Source organism: Nocardia vaccinii NBRC 15922 (assembly GCF_001613305.1).
Classification (GTDB): Bacteria; Actinomycetota; Actinomycetes; order Mycobacteriales; family Mycobacteriaceae; genus Nocardia; species Nocardia vaccinii.
The window spans coordinates 19,611-39,334 of sequence record NZ_BDCC01000015.1 but is presented as its reverse complement, the minus strand read 5'-3'; the positions used below and the strand labels follow the sequence as shown (position 1 = coordinate 39,334).

Sequence of the window (19,724 nt, the reverse complement as noted above, 5' to 3'; positions counted from 1 at the left end):
CGTCGAACAGTGGAGACGGAGCGCCTTTATGATCGGTGACATCATGAGCTGGCCGAACTCCGCTCCGCGACGTGGGCGACCGTACAAGTCGGAGCAGGAGCGCGAGCGGCAGCGCGAAAAGCTTCTCGACACGGCCGTAGTTGTGATCCGCGACAAAGGGCCCGGTGTGTCGATGAACGACATCGCTGCTGCGGCCGGCGTCAGCAAACCGGTCGTCTACGATCTGTGCGGGTCCAAGGCGGACTTCTCGATGGCCTTGAGTGTCCACGTATTCCAGAAGCCCCTCGCCACCATCATCGCCTCGACCGGGAGTCTCGCCGAACGGCTGCGAACCGCGGTCGACGCGTTTGCTGAAGTCGTCGAACGCGATACCGCGGTCTATCGGTTTCTGGTCGTCGGCGCGCGTCCGGGCAGTCGGAGCCTGGTCGACCAGCCTCTGTTCACAATGCTCGCTCCCGTCGCCAAGGCGGTGGTCGGGCTCGACGGCCCTCTGGCAGACGTCAGTGTCGTCGGGGTGCTGGCGATGATCTTCGGCGCTCTCGAACAGTGGAGTCTCGAGCACGACCGGGCGCCGCGCGGAGTCTTCGCCGAGCAGGTCACAGCTATGGCGCTGGCCGCCCTCGATGCGGCGTCCTGACCGGCCCTTCCTCTACGCGGTGACGGTCGCATTACCGGCGTGGTATCTCGTCCCAGGTTCTGGTGGCCTGTCGGGTTGACGTCCTCCGGTAATTTTTCTACCGTAAGTAGGGTAAATGGAGGAGGGTGATTCCGGCAGCAAGGTAGTTGTCGGGTTCGATCCGGGTGCGCACTCTTCCGAGGACGTCCGACCCGGGAGCCGGAACCGCTTTCACCACTGTGCGTGTCGAAGGACAATCATGGCGCTACCTCAAATCGTTGCCGACCTCAACCGGATTCTGTTCAACCCGGTGTTCCGCACCTTCTCGTGGGCTGTTCCGCCTTACGCGATCGTGGTGGTGCGCCAGTGCGAGACCGCGGAGGTGTACCCCGTTCCCGTTCAGGCCTATGGCACCGACGCCGGGAAGGCGGTCATTGCGATGACCTACGGCCACCAACGCAACTGGGTGCAAAATGTCCTCGCGGCGGGCGGTGCGCAGATATGGCACGGAGGCACAGGCCACTTGTACGTCAACCCTCGGTTGGTCGACGTCAGTGAGGGCTATCGGTGGATTCCCGACCTTGTCACCGCCCCGTACAAGGCATTCGGCACTCGCTACTGCCTGATGCTCGACAGCGATGACGCGGTGCCCGTCGCGCACACCGATGCTGCCGCCCTCCTCCGTTGAATCGTTCCATCGACCGAAAGCAGAATCCAATGCCGAAGAACACCGGAAAGACCGCTGTACCGACCACGGCGGTCGCCGAGGATCTTGCCGCTCCGATCGCGACGATGTCGGTCGGTGATCTGGTGCGACCGCAAACGGGCGAAGCGTTGTCGATCTTCGCCGTCGGTTTCGGCGGTGCGGCCGCAGTGATGGCCGCCGCCCCGAAACCCGTTGCTGCCACGATGAGTTGGGGGCCGGGGGCAGGATGGATGCGCGAAATCGTGATCTGGAACCTTGGCACCCTCGTTGGACTCGTGGGTGCCCGTAATGCCGACGAGGAGGTCAAACGTGGCCTCGTCCGCGGCTACACCGTCACTTCGGCGTTGTTCGCGATCAACCACTTTGCGTCCGCGCTGCGCTCCCCCCGCGCGGTGGGGCATTGGGCGACCGGACTGATGAATGTGGGAGCAGTCGTCACCGGCGTGGCGGCGCTGACGCGCAGCAAGTGATATCAGGCAAGCTCCCCGACAACCGGGACTGCCGTCCTCGATGTCGGCTTTCTTCAGCCAGTTCGCCAGGCAACTTTCCGAGATCCGAAATCCCTCGTGATCTGTGTCAACGGCGCCTGGCCCTTGCGGGCGACCGCCACGACGTCACGACGGAATTCGTCGGGGTAAGCCTTCGGCGCGGTGATGCATCCTCCGAGCGGAAATTTCGGCGTTCAAGCACCGGTGGTGCGTCAGCAGCGCGCGGCGGCCAACGCGGCTGAATCGGCGCTCCCGGTGGTTCGGCGCGCTAGTTGCCGGGGAGGGCGCCCCGGGGGACCGGTGCGGATGGTGTCGGTTTGTCTGTCGCGAGGCCGGCGCCTATTCCGCCGACGTCGGTGATCGACCATTGAGCCTTGGGGTCGATGGTGACGCTGTAGGTGGCCGTCGATGACATTCCATCAGGGAATTGTGTGCTGGTGGACTTCATGTCCACGAACACCTGGACGGTGTACAGGTGGTTCTCACGGTTGGAGACCGTGGCCGCGATAGGTTTGGCGGTGGATACCCATTGCAGTTGTCGCAGCAGAGGTTCGAGGACGGTGATGGCTGAATCGAACTTCGGTTCGAGTTGGTCGGTGACGCCGGTTTTCAGCGCATTCTTCCATCCGCTGAGGTCGCGGTAGTCGAAGTTGGACGCTCCGACGGCGTATTTGCTGGCGATATCCTCGGCTTTCGCATCGTCGGCCTGCTGAGCACGGATCTCGTTCAGGTCGGTCGTTCGGTCATGCCACAGGACCCCGAACACGGCCATGCCGACTGTGGTTGCGGCCAGGGCGGTGCTCACGACGAGGGCGCCCGGACGCGGGGATATGCGACGTAGCAGGACTTTCAAGACCGTGGTGCGCCAGCGATGGACCGGGGCTTCGGTGTCGGGCCGGCGCCCCGTGGTGGTGTCGGTGCCTTTCGGCTCGATCGGCAGGTTCACATCCTGAGCCGGTTCCGAGTTGTCTGGCGGCGTTGTCGGGTCGTCGCCGGACGAAGGCTCGTCGCCGGGGTCGGCGGGATCCTCGGTGGTCGGGTTACCCGTGGGGGCGGGCTCAGGGCTGACTCGGTTGTTCGTCATATAGGTCCTTCTGCGGGGGGCTTCAGCTGTCTGTGTTATTTCGGTGGGGGCACGGTGAGGTCGATACGGAGTCGATCGCCCGGCAGCGCTTGTAGGGCTCGATCGAGGAGGGCTGCGAAGTCGAGTCGATTCAGCAGGGGGGCGGTGGCCCGGCTGACCGGTCGTAGTGCTTGTGCGATCGTGCCGATCGGGGGTGCGAGGTGCTGTAGCAGCCGGATAAGCTCGTCCAGTTCGGGGAAGTAGGTGTTGATCACCTTGTCGCCGTCGAATTGGGCGGACATGTCGAAGAATTTGGCGAAGACCTCCTGAACGATCGCGCCGAAGTCGGTGAAGGGGCCCGGCACGCCTGCCAGGGCGGGGCCGAGCCAGCCGGCGTCGTTGATCATGGTCATGAAGTTCTGGACAGTCCGTTTCAAGTCCTGCTGGCGGCTGGTCAGCGTCGCGGTGATTTCGGTGGTGGCGGCCCCGATCAGGGGTGTGGCGCCCTGGAGGCCGGTGACGGCCCGCGTCAGGGTGTTGACCAGCGATTGCAGGGTTGCGGGGTCGAGTTGATCGATCAGCTGGGAGGTCGCGGCGAGCATCTGGGGTGCCGAGGCAGGGATCTGGACGCGGGTGCCGTGTAGATGCTGGCCGTGGTGGAGGTAGGGGCCGGTGGTGGAGTTGGGAATGAATTCGAATACCGGTTCGCCGATTGCGGACAAGTCTTCGACCTTCATGGTGGACGCGGCGGGAATCCGGTAGCGGGCCTGAAAGGTTAATCGGACGGCAACGCCGCCGTCGATGCTGGTGATCGCGTCGACGGTGCCGATGTTCACGCCCCGGTACACCACCGTCGAGTCGGTGCGGAGGCCGCCGGAGTCGGGCATGTCGACGGTGACGGTGGTGGTTGCGGTGAAGGGGTGCCGTTGCAGGACGCCGAGCATGAGGTACCCGGTTCCCGCCACCAGCACCAGCACCAGTGCCAGAGCCGACAGCCAGGGCGCGAGCCTTTTCATGGCAGAGCTCCGATCACGCGCAGGAGGGTGAGTGCGTCGGTGGTGACGTCGTTGCCGCCGATGTGTAGCCGGGCGATGTCGATCGAGGGGCCGTCGGCCAGGAACGGCAGCAGCTTGTTCTTGCCCAAGTCGAGCATGGCGCCGATGGTTCCGTTGAACTGCACTGCGCTCGCCGAGGAGGCCCGCAGTAGCGGTACGCCAGTGCCGAGAAAGTCGTTGAGGTGTGGCAGTTCGGGGATCAGCCAGGTGAGTGCGTTTGTCAGGTTCTGGAGCTGGATGATGATGTACAACACGCCATCGGTGAAGTAGAAGGCGGTATGGAGCCGGTTGTTCCCGGTTGGTGAGAACACGAGGGCGAGTTTGTTCCGGTCATCGACCAGGGTCTGGGTCAGCGTGCGATTGGCGTCGATGATCCGGCCTATGTCAGTGGTGTCGGTGGCGGCGGCATGGATTGCGGCGGTGACACCGGCGGCCAGGTCTCGGCTCTGTGCGGGGTCTGCGGGGAGCGCCTGGTTGAGGCGGTCGACCGCGTTCTGCAGTGCGGTGAGGCTGCCACCGTTGACCAACAGCGCCATCCGCTGCAGCACGTCTTCGGCTTGGGGGCCGGCTGTGGTCCGGGTGATCGGGATGGTGTCGCCGTCGATCAGGGCAGGCCCGGTCCCGCCGGTGGGCGGTACCAGTGCGATATAGGTGTCGCCGAGCAGGGTGGTTTGGCGTAGTTCAGCGCCCGTGCCGGCTGGCAGGTGTAGTGATGTTGTCAGCTGGACAGTGGCAACGGCGTAGTCGCGGTGCAGCTGTAGGTCGGTCAGCTGCCCGACCTGTGTGCCGTTGGCGAGTACCTTCGCCCCTGCCGGGAGGTTGAGCACCGAGGCGAAGTCGATCCTCAGGGTGTAGGTCGGCCCCCCGACGCCCGATCCGGGTACTGAATAGTCCTCGGGGTTGAACCCACATCCAGACATCACGGCCAGGACTACGAGACTGAACAATGCAGTGGCGGCCCGCCGTGCCAGCTCGGCGATTCCTCGACGCCCGTGCGCGGTGGTCATGAGTGGCCACCGATCGCGGACAGCACCATTTGGATCAACGGCACGCTCGCTCGGTCGATCGCAACCGGCTCGCACGCTCCCGCCCGGGTGGCGTTGAGCTGCGCGCATATCGCGTTCGGGGAGGGGGTGTGGACGGTGAATCGTGGTGGCGCGTAGGTGACTGCCATCGCGCCCTGCTTGTCGAACATGTTCTGCAGCAGGGTGACGATGGTGGGGATCTTGTCGAGCAGTTGTTTGCCGTTCTCGACGTGGTTGTCGACTTGGTCGATGATCGGGATCGCCGCCTCGATCAGTGGCGTCAGTTTGGGCAGGTGTTCGGTGAGGAGTCTGGTCAGCGGTGCGTCGGCAGCGGAGAACGAACTGATCAGGGGCGGGAATAGAGCCAGCAGGTCGGCGGCGACCGCGAAGGCCGGGCCTAGGTCGGGTAGCGTGAGTTTCAGTTCCGGCCAGCCGCGGGCCGCCGAGGTCGACAACGTCGCCAAGTTGTCGAGGATGCGGCGAAGTTGCGTGAGGAATTCTTGCGGTGATGCCGTGACCGTGGCCAGGTCGGTCAGCGTACCGTTGATCGTTGGCCCGGTTCCGTCGAGCTCACGGCCCAGACGGTTCAGCAGGTCTCGCAAGGACCGGCCGCCATCGGCGGTGGGGGCGGACAGCTGTGTGGCGAGTGTGGAGAACGCCTGCAGTGCGTCGTTGATGCCGACCGGGGTCGCCGTCATCGGCGGGTGGATGCATGTGTTTGCCGACAGCAGCGGGCCTGGGCGGGCATCGGCACCGACGAGCTCGACGCGCCGGTCGGTCAGGATGGAGTTACTCACCACCACCGCGTGCACGTCCGCGGGAAGGTCGCGGCGCCCGATCCGCATATCGATACGAACGTGGCCGCCATCGGGCTGCAGGGCAGTGACGGTGCCTATCTCGATTCCGCGGATGGTGACCGGTGCACCTTGGTAGAGACCGAGGGAGTCATGAACCTCCGCGCACAATGCGTGGGTGCCGGAAGTGTTCGACCCTCGCATCAGCACCACGGCGGTGACTGTGGCCGTCGCGATCACTGCGACGACTGCGGTCCACCGAACGGCGTAGCGCCGCCGACGTGCCGTCGCGACTGGTGCCGTTGCCGTCATGGTCAACACCCCTGTCCTGGGATGGGAATGCACACGGCCGGCCCATCGATTCTTGCGCGACCAGTGTCGATGTAGATCTGCCCATCCGGGCCCAGATATTCAGCCAGGGTGTTGACCTTTGTGCGGAACTGGTTGAGCACGTCGTCGAGGCGACGGGTGAGTTCCTGGCCGTCGGAATAGGCCTGCTCGAGCGGGAAAACAAGCGGCTCGAGACGGTCCTTGTACGGGCCGGCGATGACGCCGAGCACTTTCGTCAGGATAGACGCGATACCGGCGACCGTGACTCGCACGGCGTCCCGGTTGGCCAGCAGCTGCGGTTCCAGTGCCATCAGGTTGTCGATGAGTGTCTTGACGACCGCACGGTTGTCGTTGACCACGCCGAGGTACTCGTTGGACATGTCGAGGATCGTGGTGAGTTGCCCGTGCTGCTGGGTGAACACGTCCAGGAGGTTTCGGGTGTTGTCCAGGACCTGATGCACGGCCCCGGGCGCGTCGGCGATCGCCCGATCGATCTTGTCCATCGTGAGACGCAGGTTCTGCGCGTCGATCTCGCCCACGACCGGGGTCATGTCCTGCAGTAGCTGGGGAATCTGGAACGGCAGCCGTACCCGGTCTGCGGGGATATGCGCCGCGCCGAGTGGCCGCGGTCCTGACGGTGCCAGGCTGATGTAGTAGCCGCCGACCGGGCTGAGCATGCGCACCTCGATGCTGGACAGGTCGCCGACGCGGGCGGCGGTGTCGACGGTGAAGGTCATCACCACGTGGTCGCCTTCCAAGACGAGCGACGCGACCTTGCCGACCGGGACGCCGGCGATCCGCACATCGGCTCCGGCCTGAATGCCGCCCGTGCCGGTCATGTCTGCCCGATAGGTGTGCGCACCGGGCGGATTCACAAACATCCACCCCGCCAGCACCAGCACTGACACCACGGCGCCGATTCCGAGACTCGCCCACATCAACTGGCCGCGCTCGTCGGCCTGCTCGGCGCCGAACCCGGCCCAGGGCCGCGCGTTTCGCATTGCTCCGCGGATAGGTGTTCCGGCGGTCGGATTGTTTGTGGGTGGTGTCACGGTGTGCATAACACCACCTGCCGTCCGGACAGCAGGATGTTCGCCAATCCTGGTAGCGATGTATTGCCCTTGGAGCAGCGCAGATCGGCAGCGGTGTTCGGCAAGGCTCGGCTCAGACCCTGCAGGAACGCCGGTACTGCCGTCAGCGCCTGCACCGCCTGTGCTGGGTCCGGCAGGATCTGGTACAGCCTCTCGTTTAGTTTATCGCTGCCGCCCAGCACCAGCACCTGCAGCGTCGACAGCAAGGTGTCGAGCCCGGAGAACTCCGCTGCGCCTTGGTTGATCATGCCGAGCAGCTTCTGCACCTGATCGGTCAGCGTCGTGAACATCCTGCTGAACAGCTGCAATCCGGTGGCCAAAGTCTGCGCGTTGCCGCTGAGAACTCCGGCGGTGCGGTGGAGGTTGTCGAGGATGATCCGGAACACAGCCGCCCGGTCGCCGGCGTAAGAGGCCAGCGTGGCGATGTCGTCGAGGATCGGGCCTACGCCGGCGTCGTTGTCGCCCTGAAGTAACGCCAGCAGGCTGTGGGTCAGCCGGTTGTAGATGGCCGGGTCGGCCTGCTGCAAAATCGGTTGCAGGCCGTTGAACAGCGCGGTGACATCCAACGACGGTTGGGTGTGTTCGATGGGGATCTGTCGGCGCGGATCCTGCGGCGCGGCGGCGGCGTCGGCACCGGGCAGGACGGCCAAGTATCGCTGGCCGGTCAGGCTTTGGAATTTGACGGCAACGACGTCGGCGACGAGCAGCCGATGCGAATCCTGGACAGTGAACCGGACCCGGGCGCGGGTGCTGTCCTGCAATCCGATGTCGACGACCTTGCCGACCTGTACACCCCGCACGCGCACGTCGGCGTTGGGGCGTAGACCGAAGACGTCGGTGAACACGGCCGTATAGGTGGTGGTGCCCCCTGACACCGGCCGATTGATCGCCTGCACGATGAGAACGATCGTCAAGGCCACCACGACCGCGAAACCCGCCAATCGAAGTGCTGACGAACGAGCCGAACGCATATATCTACCGTGTCCTTTCTTGTGGCGGCGCTGGGGCGGCCACCTCCGGCAGCGTGCTGTTCGCTGCCGGAGGCGGACCGCCGATCTGCACCTCGGTGTGCAAACTGACGCGTCCGTCGGGTCCTCGCGCGAAGGCACGATCGAGTCGGTCGAGCACGTCGGCCAATTGCGTGGGCGACACCGCGCGGAGCTGGTGTGTGAGTGGGTCGAGGTAGTCGTCGAGCACGTTGATGGCCGGGGACAGCGGCGCCGCGGCACCGGCAAGATTGGCGATCTCCCCGAACAGCAGACGGATGATCGCGGGCATGAACCGTCGGGCCAAATCCACCCGCTGTGGGACGTCGAGCAGATCGAGGCTGAGGAACCCGTGCAATACGCTCACCCCGGCACCGGCGATCGGTCCGGTCCGGGCGAAGGCGTCGGCGGTCGTGTTCAGCACACGGTCCAGCGGTGGCGACCCGACGTGCTGGGTCGCACGGAGAGTAACTACTGCGGCCCCGAAGCCCGGGGCGAGGGCGGCCATCAAATCCGCGGCGTTGTTCAGCGAGTCCGATAGCTGGGGTGTGACGACGTCGAGCAGGATCGACTCCGTCCCCCGCAGTACGTTGGTGACGGTGTAGTTGTCCACCGTGCTGCGATAGTCGAGACTCGATCCGTCTCGGAGCGCGGTGCCGCCCGGTTTCGGTATCAGCTCGATGGCCGTGGTCCCGAAGACATTGGCAGACACGAACCGGATCTGCAACGATGACGACAACTCCGGCAACCGGGCCTGGTCGATCGCGACCGTGACGACCTGATGGTCGGCCCCGCGCGCGGCGATACGCTGGACCGTGCCCACTGCTAGCCCGTGCATGCGAACCTGTGTGGCCGTATCGACACCGTCGCCGATGCTTGGTACGTCGAGTATCAGCTCAGCTTGCGCCGCCCGGTCCGGCTCGCCGAAAGAGTGGGCGCCGACACCGGCCACGATCAGAACCGCTGCCGCGGCGACCCCGCGTGCTCGCAGTCCCCACCGGCCGGGGCCGCGATTGGACAGATCGACAGGAACTGGCACAGCGCTACCCCGAGAAGCTGATGGTGGAGTGGAAACCCCACATGAGGATGGTCAGGACCATGTCGGCGACGATCACCAGCACCAGGCTCGCCCGGATGGCACGACCCGAGGCGATACCGACTCCCTCCGGCCCGCCGGAGGCGTAATACCCCTGATAGCAGTGCGTGACGATCACGATCACCACGAAGACGATCACCTTGATCAGTGACATCAGCACATCGCGACCGTTGACGAACATGTGGAAGTAGTGGCCGTAAGCGCCGGTGCTTTCGCCCTGAATGACGGTGATCACCACCTGCGCCGACAGATACGACAGCGCCAGTGTGATGAGGTAGGTCGGGATGATCGTGATTACCCCGGCGACCACCCGGGTGGATACGACGAACGGAATCGGTTGCACCGCTTGGGCTTCGAGGGCATCGATCTCCTCCGATATCCGCATCGACCCGATCTCGGCGGTCAGGCGGCAACCGGCTTGGGCCGCGAACCCGATTGCCGCCGTGATCGGTGCGAACTCGCGGGTGGCGCCATAGGCGGAGATCACCCCGCTGATGGGGCCCAGCCCCAGCACGTTGAGCACGGTATGCCCCAGGATGCCGATCATCGCTCCCACCGCGACACCCAGTATCACGAGTACCGGCGCCACACCTCCTCCGACGACGAACGCGCCACGGCCCCAAGCCAGTTCGGTGAACGTGACGCCGATTTGGCGCCGATAGGTCGTGATCGCCATCCACATGCCACGTATCACCAGCCCAGCGAAATGCAGCTGATGCCCAATCATGTCCAGCGGTGCCCACAATCGGCCTCCTCGCAGCCGACGGCTCCACGCCAATCCCTGCGGTAGATGCGACGAGGGGCCGTTCCCGGTCGGGATCCGCGACTGCGCGGCCATCAGAACAACCTCGGTGGAATGAACATCGCGACCAACTGAGTGATCGCGACATTGACGACCACGCAACTCACGACGCCGATCACCACTGCCGCGTTGACGCCATCGGCCACCCCGCGCGGTCCGCCGCGCGCTTCGAGCCCACGCTGGGCAGCGACCACTACCACGATGTATCCGAAGATTATCGCCTTGACAATGCAGATAACCAGATCCGACACCGATGCGAACGTACCGAATGACAGCCAGTACGACCCCGAGGCGACGTTTTGGCCCACGATCGCCACCAGATACGACGCCACGATCGACATCATCACGATCAGCACCGCCAACATCGGGGCCACGATCATCACCGCCAGCAGCCGCGGTGCCACCAGCCGCTGCTGCGGATCGATTCCCATCGTGCGCATCGCGTCGATCTCTTCGCGGACCGTACGAGACCCCAGATCCGCTGCTACCGCCGACGCCCCGGCCCCTCCGACCAACAGGGCCGCCGCCAGGGGCGCTCCCTGCTGCATAACGCCGATACCACCTATCGCCCCGGCCATCGAGTTGGCGCCGACGCTCTTGGTGAGCGACCCGATCTGCACCGCGATAACGACCCCGAACGGTACCGACAGCAACACTGCAGGAACCGCGGTCACGGTCACGAAGAACCATGCCTGGACCAGTGCCTCTCGCCATGGAAACCGCCCCGATGCGATATCGAACACCGTGATCGCGGTCGCTCGTGCCCCCAGTCGGAACGTCCGTCCCACCGTCCGGGTGGCGGTCACGACCTGGGCGGGCACGCCGCTCTGCAATAGCTCGGACACGGAAGACCTCGGGCTTCTCCTGGCTAGGCCTAATTGATCTACCGAGAGTAGGGTAATTAGCGCCGTTCGTCAATCCGCGCGATCCGCGACCTGACGGGATGGGCCGACGTAACCGTGCTTCGTGGCAACCATTTGGCAACTAGACTGATGGGATGCTGCGCGCCAGTGCGGAGGATGGAATGTGGAGCCGGGCCAGCGGCATACTCGGTCATGCGGTCACTGATAGCCCAGGGATCACTGACCGGGCGTCTGCGGCGGCGTGGTGGTGTTCGAGCACCGGTTTGCTTTGGTGGTCGCAGCCGAGTTCGAGTAGGTAGGGCAGTCGAAGTAGTCGCGCAGGACGTCGATGCGGGCCAATGCCATTCTCGATGCCCTCGTCCGGCCGCTGATGTGAGAATTGGGAAAGCCGACAGGAAACCAGCGCGCTGTGGCGGCACCTCCATGTCGTTGTCGCTGGATAACTGGCCGGATACCGGGCCATGTGTTCGGGCCTCGAAAGAGGCGCTGACGTGGATAGGTGAGCTGCTGAAGCGATGCGGTCTCGAACCGCCGGTACCGAAGGACAAGTTGGACACCGAATGGTGAACGGACCTGAGGGCGTGGCTCTTTCGTGGGATGTCGTCGACTGGCGGCATCACGAGGACAACGTAGGGCGGCTGTGGCAGCGGATCTTCACAGCGACTCGGAGCGGGAACCTGGCGAGGGTCAGGAACTTGCAGAAGATGATGCTGCGCAGCTGGAGCAACACGCTGATCAGCGTGCGGCAGGCGACGCAGCGCAATGCGGGACGCAAGACCGCCGGGATTGATGGCGAGGTCGCGCTGACCTCTTCACGACCGGATGCAGCTGGCGGTGCAGGTGCACCGTGACGCGGCATCCTGGCAGCCCCGGCCGGTCAAGCGGGCGTATATCCCCAAGGCGGGTAACCGTGCGAAGTTGCGGCCGCTCGGGATTCCGGTGATCGCGGACCGTTGCCATCAAGGCAGGGTTCGTAACGCGCTGGAACCTGAGTGGGAGGCCCGGTTCGAGCCCAAATCCTATGGGTTCCGGCCGGGGCGCAGCTGTCGCGATGCGATTCAGGCGATCTATACCGTCTGCCGAGGCCAACGAGCCAAGCGGGTGTGGGCACTGGACGCCGATCTGGCGGCGGCGCTCGACAGAATCGATCACTCCCGGCTACTCGATGCCATCGGATCTTTCCCCGCCAGGGACATGGTCCGGGATTGGCTGAAAGCGGGAGTTATCGAGGCGGGCAAGGGATTTGCTCCGGCCGATGAGGGCACGCCCCAAGGCGGGGTGAGTAGCCCCCAACAAGGTTGGCAATGTTCGCCCTCCTGGTCGGTGTTGTCGGCCGAGGGGGTGCTGTCGCCGGTGCGTTCGCGGATGGGGATTCGGTGGCGGATGGTGATCTTCTCGGGTCCGATGAGGACGTCTTTGACGAGCAGTTTCATCACGCGGTGGCGTTCGTAGGTGGTGGCTGTTTCGGCGTTGGTGCTGAGTTGGGTGAGGAAGCCGTGCAGGTCGGCGGCCAGGGCGAGGTAGGCGTGGCGGTCGGCGAGCTGGGCGTCGAGGGCCTCGATCTGGTTGCGCAGGTTGGTTTCCCGTGCGCGCAGGTCGGGCATGCGAGAGCGCAGCTCGTCGATGGTGATCAGATGCTCGCCGAACGCTTCGATCATCGCCGCGATGCCGGAGCGTGCCTTGGCGAGTGTGGTCGAGTCGTTTGCGTTGCGCGACAACGGGATCGGATGTCTTGGCGGTCTCGAGTCGTTTGTCGATCTCGGTGCGGATCAGCTACGGGTCGGCCAGCAGGGCGGTGATGTGGTCCCAGACGACGGTATCGAGGTAGTCCGCGCGCACGGGTTTGTTGGCGCAGACCCGGCCGCCTTCGTAGCGGTAGTCGTCCGAGCCCAGGCATCGGTAGTATTAGATTTTCTTGTTGGTGGTGCGGGTGGAGGTGCGGTAGTAGCCGTATCCGCAGGCTGCGCAGGCGGCGAGGCCTTGCAGCAGCGACGCGGGAGTCTTGTTGTTGCGGGTGGCGAAGCGTTTGTTGTCGGCCAGTCTTTGTGCGACCCGCTCGAACGTCTCGGCGGTGACGATCGCCGGCACCGGGATCTCGATCCACTCCTCGCGCGGGCGGTCCACGGTCTTCGACGCCTTGGGCACCGACCGGCCCTGCAACCGGGCCACCCGGTTCAGGGCCGCGGATTCGTGCACGACCCTGGTTTTGCCGAACACCGCGCGACCGGCGTAGGCCGGGTTGCGCAGCATGCCCCAGATCACCGACCGGTCCCAGCGGGACTTTCCGGTGCGGGTCACGACGCCTTGTTCGGTGAGCCAGCGGGCAAGGTCGGCGATGGAGGCGCCGTCGTCGGCGTAACGGCGAAACAGCTCCGCGACGAGTGTGGCCTCGTTGCTCGACGATCTCGTAAACCGCACCGGTGTGATCGGTTTTGCGCAGGTAGCGGTAGCCGAACGGGGCACCGCCGAGCACGTTCACCGACCCCCCTTGGCGCGGTGAGTCTTGCCGCGCCGATACCGCTCCATGATCTGGGCCTTCTCGTATTCGGCGAACATGCCCTGGAACTGCACCAGCAACTGGTCCTCCGGCGAGTCACCCCGCGGGCCGTTGACGAACTCGACTCTCGTCCCCGCGCGGGTGAATTCCTCGATCAACAACGCCTGATAGGCGAACTTTCGGGCCAGCCGGTCCGGCGAGTAGCACAGCACCGTATCGACACCGACTCCGGCGACCAGGTCCCGCAGCCGCTCCAGCGCGGGCCGGACCAGGGTGGCGCCGGAGTGCCCGTCATCAGCGAACACCCATTCTTCAGGCACCTCGAGCCCGAGGTGTTCGGCGTGCGCTTTCACCGCTGCGATCTGGGATGCGATCGTTTCGTTCTTCTTCTGCCGGGCCGAGGACACCCGGGCGTAGATCACCGCGCTCGTCACGTGGTGGCAGTCCTTCCTGAACCCGCGCGATGCGGGCTCGACGTTGCGGAACCAATATCTCGTAGGCCGCCGACACATTCGTGGCCGCGTGCCGGTCGAACACGAACTCCGTCTCGACCCGCCTCTCGTTCACCGAGAGCCGGGCCGCGCCCGGCCACGCACCAGGTGATCCGCCAACGCCTGCGACACCACCTCCGACAACGTGCTACCGGAGTCCCCTGCGTGTTCACGCACCCGAACCACCAGTGCCGCAGGGAGTTTGAGTTTGACACTGAATACCACCGTGGATTCCGCGACCGGGATCCGACCACCCGCGGCGGCGCGATCCACGTAGCGGCGGGCTTGCCGCAGCGAACACCCGAACCGATCCGCCAGCCCGCGCGCAGCATCGGCCACCGACACACCACCATCCACCAACTCCGCAGCCACGTTGACACGACATGCGAATTCAGCAGCGTCGCAACGACTTCCGGCCACGACACAAACCTACTACCGGACACGTCACACCGTCCCCGGCCCCCGACGCGGCCGCTCCAACCGCCGATAGCTCAGCGTGACATCGAAACAGAAGTTGCCAACCTTGTTGGGGGCGTAGTGTCGCCGGTGCTCGCGAATCTGTTCCTGCACTATGCATTCGACGCGTCGATGGCTCGGAGGTTTCCCGGCGTCCCATTCGAACGCTACGTCGATGACGCGGTCGTGCACTGTGTCAGTGAGCGGCAGGCCCGTGAGGTGCTGGCCGCGATCGGCGCACGCATGGAGCAGGTCGGGCTACGGCTGCATCCCGACAAGACCCGGATCGTGTACTGCCAGGACGGGCAGCGGCGCGGCTCGCATGAGCACACGTCGTTCACGTTCCTGGGGTTCGAGTTCCGGCAACGGTCGGCGCGAAACAGGCACGGGCAGAAGTTCAATGTGTTTCTGCCCGCGATCAGCAAACAGGCCCTGAAACGGATCGGTGCGGTGGTGCGGTCCTGGCGGCTGCATCTGCGCATCGGGCGCACCTTCGCCGACCTCGCCCGATGGATCAATCCGATTGTGCGAGGCTGGATGCAGTACTACGGGGCGTTCTACCGCTCCGCGCTGTATTCGCTCCTGACGCGCATCGATGCCTACTTGGTGCGCTGGATCCGCACGAAATACAAACGACTGCGCGCCGAGAAGAAGGCCATCGACTGCTGGCAGGGGATCACCGCACGGCATCCCCGCATGTTTGCGCACTGGCAGTGGACTTCCTCGGTCGCGCCCATCTGGTGATCAGGAGGACAAGAGCCCGGTGACGGGGAGACTGTCACGCCGGGATCTGTGGGAGCCCGGGGGTGCAATTCCCCCCGGGCCACCCGACCAACAACACGTCGGTGGATCCAGGCTAGGCTTGCTGCTTTGGGGTTTGACGTCGACGGAAGGGAAGTGGCGTGGCGAAGAGGGTCATTGTCGAGTTGGTGGACGACTGCGACGGGAAATCCACGGCGGAAGAGACGGTGCTGTTCAGTCTCGATGGTGTGGAGTACGAGATCGACCTGTCGGTGAAAAACGCCGGCAAGCTGCGTGATGTTTTCGAGCCTTGGACCGGAGCGGCCCGGAGGGTGGGGCGGGCTCCCAAGTCCAAGGGGGCAACGCGGTCGACGGGCAAGCGGGGAGATACCGCGGCGATCCGGGAGTGGGCACGGAAGAATGGGCATCAGATAGCTGCGCGTGGTCGTGTGCACGCGGAGATCGTCAGAGCGTACGAGCTGGCGACTGCCTGAGAGAGTTCTAATGCCTTGGGGCAGACCTTATCCATTCGGGTTGTAGACCTGGGTGTGCTCGGGCAGATTGAGTAGGCGGTCGCGGATGGATCCGATGATGGTGGGAAAGTCGGAGAAAGATCTTCCTGTCGCGCCGGGCCCTCCAGCGAATAGTGTGTCGCCCGAGACAGGGTCTCTGCCTCCGGGACGTGTAGGCACACCGCCCCCGGTGAATGTCCCGGTGTGTGGATGACCTTTATCTCGGTGCCCGCCAAAGCTATTCGCTGACCGTCGGTCAGCGGCCAATACGACTATCCGGGGGTGTCATCTGCCAGAGCGGATCGCCACCAGGGTGGATGAGGACCGGAGCGTGCAGGTTCTCGCCGAGTTGTGGGGCGAATGTGACATGGTCGTTGTCCGTGAGTGCCGAAGGACCGTTTTGAAACGCTGCCGCCAACCCCGCGACGTTGTATTCCGCAGGGGCAGGCGCGCGTCACCGTTATACTTCGTGCTACGTCAAGTCGCCGACTTATGCCATTTAATGCTGCCGTATTTGTGTTGTTTATCGACTCGAGGCAAAGCTGTTGACGCTCGGCCAACTCTCCACATCGTGCACTGAGCGTGGATCCTCACCTGTGTAGAGAGCTAATGGGCGGACCAGTCGGCCCAGACGTTTTTGCTCGAGGATGTGCGCGGACCAACCCGCGGTTCGTCCACAAGTGAACATCGCGGGCATCATTGGCGCGGGGACCTCCGCGAAATCGAGGACTACGGCGGCCCAGAACTCGACGTTCGTCGCCAACGCTCGATCGGGTCGTCGCTTTTTCAATTCGGTGAGCGCGGCATTTTCGAGCTCGACGGCGACCTCATAGCGTGGAGCACCGAGCCGCTGTGCAGTTGCTCGGAGGATCGCGGCACGGGGATCCTGTGCACGATAAATACGGTGTCCGAAACCCATGAGTCGATCGCCACGATTGAGAACATCCTTGACATACCGGTCTGCCCTTCCGGCCTTCTCGACTGCATCAAGCATCGGAAGGACCCGCGCGGGTGCGCCTCCGTGGAGAGGACCGGACATAGCGCCGATCGCTCCCGACATCGCTGCAGCCACGTCGGCACCGGTAGACGCAATTACGCGTGCAGTAAACGTAGAAGCGTTCATCCCGTGCTCCGCGGCGGTAACCCAATACGTGTCGATTGCATCGGCGTGATCGGGATTCACATCGCCTCGCCACTGCATCAGGAAATGTTCCGCGAGAGTGCTGCACGACTCGAAGGCTTTTGCCGGTACTGGCGAGCGACCCGAGCCCCGGGCAGACTGCGCGACGAACGACAATGTCGCCGCCGTAGCCGTTGCGAGGTGGTCGGCGGCCACAGGATCGCTGATGTCGAGCAGAGGTGCGAAGCCGTACCGCGCCGCCAGTGTAGCGACAGCCGCCTGCGCGTCGATGCGTACGTCGGCTGAGGTATAGGGAAGAGTCGGAGCAGCCCGCATGTCGATATGCCCGCCAAATTCACCATCGACAAGCAACGACCAGACATCGTCGAAGTGGACGCCCTCCGCAACGAGTTCCCTCACATCCACACCGCGGTATCGCAGTGCTCCGCCGGCCTTGTCAGGTTCGGCTATCTTGGTGGCGAAAGCGGTGACGCCTTCGAGCCCTTCGGAAAATTCAGTACTTACACTCATTCAAACTCTCTCGTTCCATCGAGATCAAAGCATTTCAACTCTTCTCATGGTGAGAATCATTAAATCACTCGAGCGGTTCGCAGCTTTTCGAAGTCATCCGCTGACAAGCCGAGTTCGCCAGCAAGCACTGTGGAAGTGTCGGCACCTAGCGAGGGCGGCGGGCACTCGATCGGCATCCTGTGATCGTCAAGGAGATACGGCGCGGCGATCTGATGAATTTCTCCGTACCGGGCATGCTTGACGCTGGTAACCAAACCTTGCGACCAGAGCTGCGGCTCGCGAAATGCCTCGGCCATCTGATTGACGGGGGAGCTTGGGATTCCCTCTTCTTCAAAGGTTGTTTGCCACTCCGAGGTGGTCTTTGCTGCCATCTCCTCGTTCAGAATCGTCTCGAGCGCTGCCCGGTTACGCACACGGTGAACGTTCGTCTCGAACCTCGGGTCGGTGGCGACATCGTCCCGCCCCAGGAGCTTGCAAAGTGTACGGAATAGCTTATTGGTTCCCGTCGCGATGACGATGTGTCCATCGGCAGTATCAAAGGCTGCGAACGGTGCGAGCTGAGGGTGCCCGGAGCCCATCGGCTGGATCTCAGCGCCACCATCGATCACGGCGACGGAGTAGTTCATGAGCAAGGAGACCATCGCATCCAGCAAAGAGATATGAACGGTGGAACCCTTTCCCGTGACCGAGCGCTTGTGCAGGGCCGCCACGATCGCGACGGTAAAATGAGCACCACCGCCGAAATCGGCAATAGAGGCACCCGGCTTGACTGGCCGAGTGTCATCGGGATAGCCAGTAATCGACATGACGCCTGATCTTGCTTGGATGGCAACGTCCATCCCAGGCTGACCGGCAAGCTCGCCGGCAACGCCATAGGCAGACAGTTCGGCGATGATGACCTGTGGATTGGCAGCCCTCAGTGCATCCGCCCCCAGTCCGAGTCTATCCATCACGCCCGGCCTGAAGTTGGACACGACGATATCGGCCTTGGTGGCGAGTCGCAGCGCGAGGTCCCTTCCATCGGGAAGACTTAGGTCAATGCCGACCGATTGTTTGTTTCGGTTGATAGCGAGAAAGTAGTCCCCACCGAATTCGGCAGCGCCCGAAGCGAATTTGTCACTGACGTTCATGTACCGGGTAGGGTCGCCGCGCCGCGGCCGCTCAATTTTCCAAATAGTTGCGCCCAGATCGCCGAGAAGCATGGACGCGTATGGACCGGCAACGCCATGCGTGAAGTCCAGAACTTTGATCCCCGCCAGAGGAGCTTCCCATTCGTCACTCATCATTTGCTCCTGTCCGACAGCAGGAAGAGGTCGTTGACGTCTTTGGATGGCAGGCGCACGGTAGCGGTACCAACAACATTGATGCGATCGTCTTGGTTGATGCCCTGGAACTCGATATCGACGAGGTGTCGATTTCCGATGGTCCGCTTGCCGACGACCGAGCCCTTCATCCAGGTCGTATCGCCGACCAGGTTGGGCGCGAGGAGTTTGTGGCTGAGCGACTCGACGAACGACATGTCACCCGACCAGTTGGTGATCAGGTGGCACCCCCAGTTGGCCCGCTGCCAGCCCTGGTCATATGCTCGGGGCATGCCGATCTCACGAGCGATCTCGTTGTCCATGTGGCCGGCGGCCGGGTGCATAGGAATGCGTGTCGTCGGGGACTGGTAGACGTTCCCCGGATGCCGCTCCCGCTCGAGGACGGCAAGTTTGAGTGGCGGATAGGTGTTCCTGCGCCCGGAATAGAATGCCATGACATCTACCAATGTGAGCGGCCCTTTGACCAAGGGACCCAGTTCGTCACCTACCTGGACATCATCCCAGTACCGCGGCTCGGTGGCCCGCCTTTCCTCCGTGAGATAGGCGTGTTTGATGGCTTCCAGCTGCTCGTCTGTGTAGGTCGGAGGCTTATTGCGGTCCTCGAACCCTCGGAGGCCGGAATTCTTGCCCGAGTTGCTTCTCGGGATTCGAAGGACATCGCTCTCAGCTATCGAAACGACCTCTCCGCGCTGGTTTTCATACACCGTCTGGCCGATTTGGACGAAGAAGCGGTTAGCATGCTTTCCGAACTTTTCATGCATTCCGATGACACGCGCGCGTGCGGTGATCTTGTCACCTACGCGGATGGGCGTGTAGTTCTGCCACCTGGTGCCTCCGTAGATCCATTGAATTCCACGGAACCCCGGGGCGACGATTGTCGAGTCGATTGTGTACAGCAAGGTAGGAGGTGCAATTTGCCCACCCCAAAACGAATGCGCGGCATACTCGGGATCTGAGTAAAGTGGATTGTCATCACCCATGCTGTATTGGGCCCAACGGCGAATGTCGACGGGCGCAATCGACTCGGTGTACGATGGGACGTGCACGTCTCGCCTGAGCCAAACGCCTACGAGCGATTGCGCCTTTTTCACCATCTCGTCGGTTATGTCGGGATTCTTGGTCACAATGGAAGCGGTCAT

Annotated in this window: 22 protein-coding genes and 3 pseudogenes; 7 read left to right on the top strand and 18 right to left on the bottom strand. The window is 63.7% G+C overall.

Features of this window, described 5'->3' with window-relative positions:
• Window positions 1–28 precede the first annotated feature (28 nt).
• The 3 genes from NV1_RS11645 (at window position 29) to NV1_RS11635 (ending at window position 1,792) form a co-directional block, all read left to right on the top strand.
• A complete protein-coding gene (locus tag NV1_RS11645) occupies window positions 29–637 on the top strand; it encodes a TetR/AcrR family transcriptional regulator (protein WP_067889394.1) in 609 nt (202 codons plus the stop codon).
• Window positions 638–875: 238 nt separating this feature from the next.
• A complete protein-coding gene (locus NV1_RS11640; protein ID WP_067889391.1) occupies window positions 876–1,304 on the top strand; it encodes a PNPOx family protein in 429 nt (142 codons plus the stop codon).
• 29 nt (window positions 1,305–1,333) lie between these two features.
• Window positions 1,334–1,792, top strand: coding sequence for a hypothetical protein (locus NV1_RS11635; protein WP_067889388.1), 459 nt, complete (start codon window positions 1,334–1,336; stop codon window positions 1,790–1,792).
• A 30-nt stretch (window positions 1,793–1,822) separates the two neighbouring features.
• Here NV1_RS11635 and NV1_RS45625 read toward each other — a convergent pair.
• From NV1_RS45625 to NV1_RS11590, 11 genes and pseudogenes are all read right to left on the bottom strand, one after another.
• A pseudogene (locus NV1_RS45625) lies at window positions 1,823–1,977 on the bottom strand (transposase); the annotation flags it as partial.
• A gap of 101 nt (window positions 1,978–2,078) precedes the next feature.
• Complete coding sequence (locus tag NV1_RS11630) at window positions 2,079–2,894, bottom strand: hypothetical protein (RefSeq protein WP_157116810.1); 816 nt, start codon at window positions 2,892–2,894, stop codon at window positions 2,079–2,081.
• Between the two features lie 35 nt (window positions 2,895–2,929).
• Entirely contained in the window at window positions 2,930–3,889 is a 960-nt protein-coding gene (locus NV1_RS11625) for an MlaD family protein (RefSeq protein ID WP_067889383.1), read from the bottom strand.
• Window positions 3,886–4,935, bottom strand: a complete 1,050-nt coding sequence (locus NV1_RS11620) for an MlaD family protein (protein WP_067889380.1) — start codon at window positions 4,933–4,935, stop codon at window positions 3,886–3,888. Before NV1_RS11620 ends, NV1_RS11625 begins: the two co-directional genes overlap by 4 nt.
• Entirely contained in the window at window positions 4,932–6,059 is a 1,128-nt protein-coding gene (locus tag NV1_RS11615; protein ID WP_084525296.1) for an MCE family protein, read from the bottom strand. Before NV1_RS11615 ends, NV1_RS11620 begins: the two co-directional genes overlap by 4 nt.
• 2 nt (window positions 6,060–6,061) lie before the next feature.
• Window positions 6,062–7,078 (bottom strand): MlaD family protein, encoded by a 1,017-nt coding sequence (locus tag NV1_RS11610; RefSeq protein WP_067889374.1) that lies wholly within the window; start codon window positions 7,076–7,078, stop codon window positions 6,062–6,064.
• Window positions 7,079–7,125: 47 nt separating this feature from the next.
• Window positions 7,126–7,734: an Mce/MlaD family protein gene (locus NV1_RS45620; protein WP_245713666.1), complete on the bottom strand. Its 609-nt coding sequence runs from the start codon at window positions 7,732–7,734 to the stop codon at window positions 7,126–7,128.
• Between the two features lie 126 nt (window positions 7,735–7,860).
• Window positions 7,861–8,139 (bottom strand): annotated as a pseudogene (locus NV1_RS46760) (MlaD family protein); the annotation flags it as partial.
• A 4-nt stretch (window positions 8,140–8,143) separates the two neighbouring features.
• The gene (locus tag NV1_RS11600; RefSeq protein ID WP_067889366.1) at window positions 8,144–9,193 is read right to left on the bottom strand and encodes an MlaD family protein; all 1,050 of its coding nucleotides are present in this window, start codon (window positions 9,191–9,193) and stop codon (window positions 8,144–8,146) included.
• Window positions 9,194–9,197: 4 nt separating this feature from the next.
• Window positions 9,198–10,088: an MlaE family ABC transporter permease gene (locus NV1_RS11595; protein WP_067889364.1), complete on the bottom strand. Its 891-nt coding sequence runs from the start codon at window positions 10,086–10,088 to the stop codon at window positions 9,198–9,200.
• Window positions 10,088–10,897: an MlaE family ABC transporter permease gene (locus NV1_RS11590; RefSeq protein ID WP_174557432.1), complete on the bottom strand. Its 810-nt coding sequence runs from the start codon at window positions 10,895–10,897 to the stop codon at window positions 10,088–10,090. The genes NV1_RS11595 and NV1_RS11590 overlap by 1 nt, the downstream gene beginning before the upstream one ends.
• A 533-nt stretch (window positions 10,898–11,430) precedes the next feature.
• Between NV1_RS11590 and NV1_RS45610 the strand changes: the two genes are divergently transcribed.
• Both NV1_RS45610 and NV1_RS42055 read left to right on the top strand, forming a co-directional pair.
• Window positions 11,431–11,766, top strand: coding sequence for a reverse transcriptase N-terminal domain-containing protein (locus NV1_RS45610; protein WP_307628766.1), 336 nt, complete (start codon window positions 11,431–11,433; stop codon window positions 11,764–11,766).
• Window positions 11,738–12,367, top strand: coding sequence for a reverse transcriptase domain-containing protein (locus NV1_RS42055; protein WP_245713664.1), 630 nt, complete (start codon window positions 11,738–11,740; stop codon window positions 12,365–12,367). Before NV1_RS45610 ends, NV1_RS42055 begins: the two co-directional genes overlap by 29 nt.
• Before the next feature lie 453 nt (window positions 12,368–12,820).
• Here the strand turns inward: NV1_RS42055 and NV1_RS45075 are convergent, their stop codons facing one another.
• The 3 genes from NV1_RS45075 to NV1_RS11565 all read right to left on the bottom strand — a co-directional run bounded on the left by NV1_RS45075 (window position 12,821) and on the right by NV1_RS11565 (window position 14,275).
• Window positions 12,821–13,333, bottom strand: a complete 513-nt coding sequence (locus NV1_RS45075) for a recombinase family protein (RefSeq protein ID WP_067889356.1) — start codon at window positions 13,331–13,333, stop codon at window positions 12,821–12,823.
• 57 nt (window positions 13,334–13,390) lie between these two features.
• Window positions 13,391–13,846 (bottom strand): recombinase family protein, encoded by a 456-nt coding sequence (locus tag NV1_RS45070; protein WP_067889354.1) that lies wholly within the window; start codon window positions 13,844–13,846, stop codon window positions 13,391–13,393.
• A 129-nt stretch (window positions 13,847–13,975) separates the two neighbouring features.
• A complete protein-coding gene (locus NV1_RS11565; RefSeq protein WP_218026956.1) occupies window positions 13,976–14,275 on the bottom strand; it encodes a hypothetical protein in 300 nt (99 codons plus the stop codon).
• 165 nt (window positions 14,276–14,440) lie between these two features.
• Between NV1_RS11565 and NV1_RS11560 the strand changes: the two genes are divergently transcribed.
• Window positions 14,441–15,103, top strand: a complete 663-nt coding sequence (locus NV1_RS11560; RefSeq protein ID WP_281181819.1) for a group II intron maturase-specific domain-containing protein — start codon at window positions 14,441–14,443, stop codon at window positions 15,101–15,103.
• Window positions 15,104–15,261: 158 nt separating this feature from the next.
• Window positions 15,262–15,594, top strand: coding sequence for a histone-like nucleoid-structuring protein Lsr2 (locus tag NV1_RS11555; RefSeq protein ID WP_067889349.1), 333 nt, complete (start codon window positions 15,262–15,264; stop codon window positions 15,592–15,594).
• Window positions 15,595–15,621: 27 nt separating this feature from the next.
• On the opposite strand, the pseudogene NV1_RS45605 reads toward NV1_RS11555, so the two are convergent.
• The 4 genes and pseudogenes from NV1_RS45605 to NV1_RS11540 all read right to left on the bottom strand — a co-directional run.
• A pseudogene (locus tag NV1_RS45605) lies at window positions 15,622–15,988 on the bottom strand (MBL fold metallo-hydrolase); the annotation flags it as partial.
• Window positions 15,989–16,135: 147 nt separating this feature from the next.
• Complete coding sequence (locus NV1_RS11550) at window positions 16,136–17,263, bottom strand: citrate synthase 2 (RefSeq protein WP_067889346.1); 1,128 nt, start codon at window positions 17,261–17,263, stop codon at window positions 16,136–16,138.
• 59 nt (window positions 17,264–17,322) lie between these two features.
• On the bottom strand, window positions 17,323–18,546 hold the full coding sequence (locus NV1_RS11545; protein ID WP_067889484.1) for a CaiB/BaiF CoA transferase family protein: 1,224 nt from the start codon (window positions 18,544–18,546) through the stop codon (window positions 17,323–17,325).
• A complete protein-coding gene (locus tag NV1_RS11540; RefSeq protein WP_067889343.1) occupies window positions 18,546–19,724 on the bottom strand; it encodes an FAS1-like dehydratase domain-containing protein in 1,179 nt (392 codons plus the stop codon). The genes NV1_RS11545 and NV1_RS11540 overlap by 1 nt, the downstream gene beginning before the upstream one ends.

Excerpts from the sequence above, each read along its gene's own strand:
- NV1_RS11635 (WP_067889388.1), top strand. The coding sequence starts at position 1,334 with ATGCCGAAGAACACCGGAAAGACCGCTGTACCGACCACGGCGGTCGCC.
- NV1_RS11615 (WP_084525296.1), bottom strand. The coding sequence starts at position 6,059 with ATGACGGCAACGGCACCAGTCGCGACGGCACGTCGGCGGCGCTACGCC.
- NV1_RS11595 (WP_067889364.1), bottom strand. The coding sequence starts at position 10,088 with ATGGCCGCGCAGTCGCGGATCCCGACCGGGAACGGCCCCTCGTCGCAT.
- NV1_RS11645 (WP_067889394.1), top strand. The coding sequence starts at position 29 with ATGATCGGTGACATCATGAGCTGGCCGAACTCCGCTCCGCGACGTGGG.
- NV1_RS11610 (WP_067889374.1), bottom strand. The coding sequence starts at position 7,078 with ATGCGAAACGCGCGGCCCTGGGCCGGGTTCGGCGCCGAGCAGGCCGAC.
- NV1_RS11640 (WP_067889391.1), top strand. The coding sequence starts at position 876 with ATGGCGCTACCTCAAATCGTTGCCGACCTCAACCGGATTCTGTTCAAC.
- NV1_RS11630 (WP_157116810.1), bottom strand. The coding sequence starts at position 2,894 with ATGACGAACAACCGAGTCAGCCCTGAGCCCGCCCCCACGGGTAACCCG.
- NV1_RS45610 (WP_307628766.1), top strand. The coding sequence starts at position 11,431 with ATGCGGTCTCGAACCGCCGGTACCGAAGGACAAGTTGGACACCGAATG.
- NV1_RS11625 (WP_067889383.1), bottom strand. The coding sequence starts at position 3,889 with ATGAAAAGGCTCGCGCCCTGGCTGTCGGCTCTGGCACTGGTGCTGGTG.
- NV1_RS42055 (WP_245713664.1), top strand. The coding sequence starts at position 11,738 with ATGCAGCTGGCGGTGCAGGTGCACCGTGACGCGGCATCCTGGCAGCCC.
- NV1_RS11545 (WP_067889484.1), bottom strand. The coding sequence starts at position 18,546 with ATGAGTGACGAATGGGAAGCTCCTCTGGCGGGGATCAAAGTTCTGGAC.
- NV1_RS11540 (WP_067889343.1), bottom strand. The coding sequence starts at position 19,724 with ATGACCGCTTCCATTGTGACCAAGAATCCCGACATAACCGACGAGATG.
- NV1_RS11620 (WP_067889380.1), bottom strand. The coding sequence starts at position 4,935 with ATGACCACCGCGCACGGGCGTCGAGGAATCGCCGAGCTGGCACGGCGG.
- NV1_RS11550 (WP_067889346.1), bottom strand. The coding sequence starts at position 17,263 with ATGAGTGTAAGTACTGAATTTTCCGAAGGGCTCGAAGGCGTCACCGCT.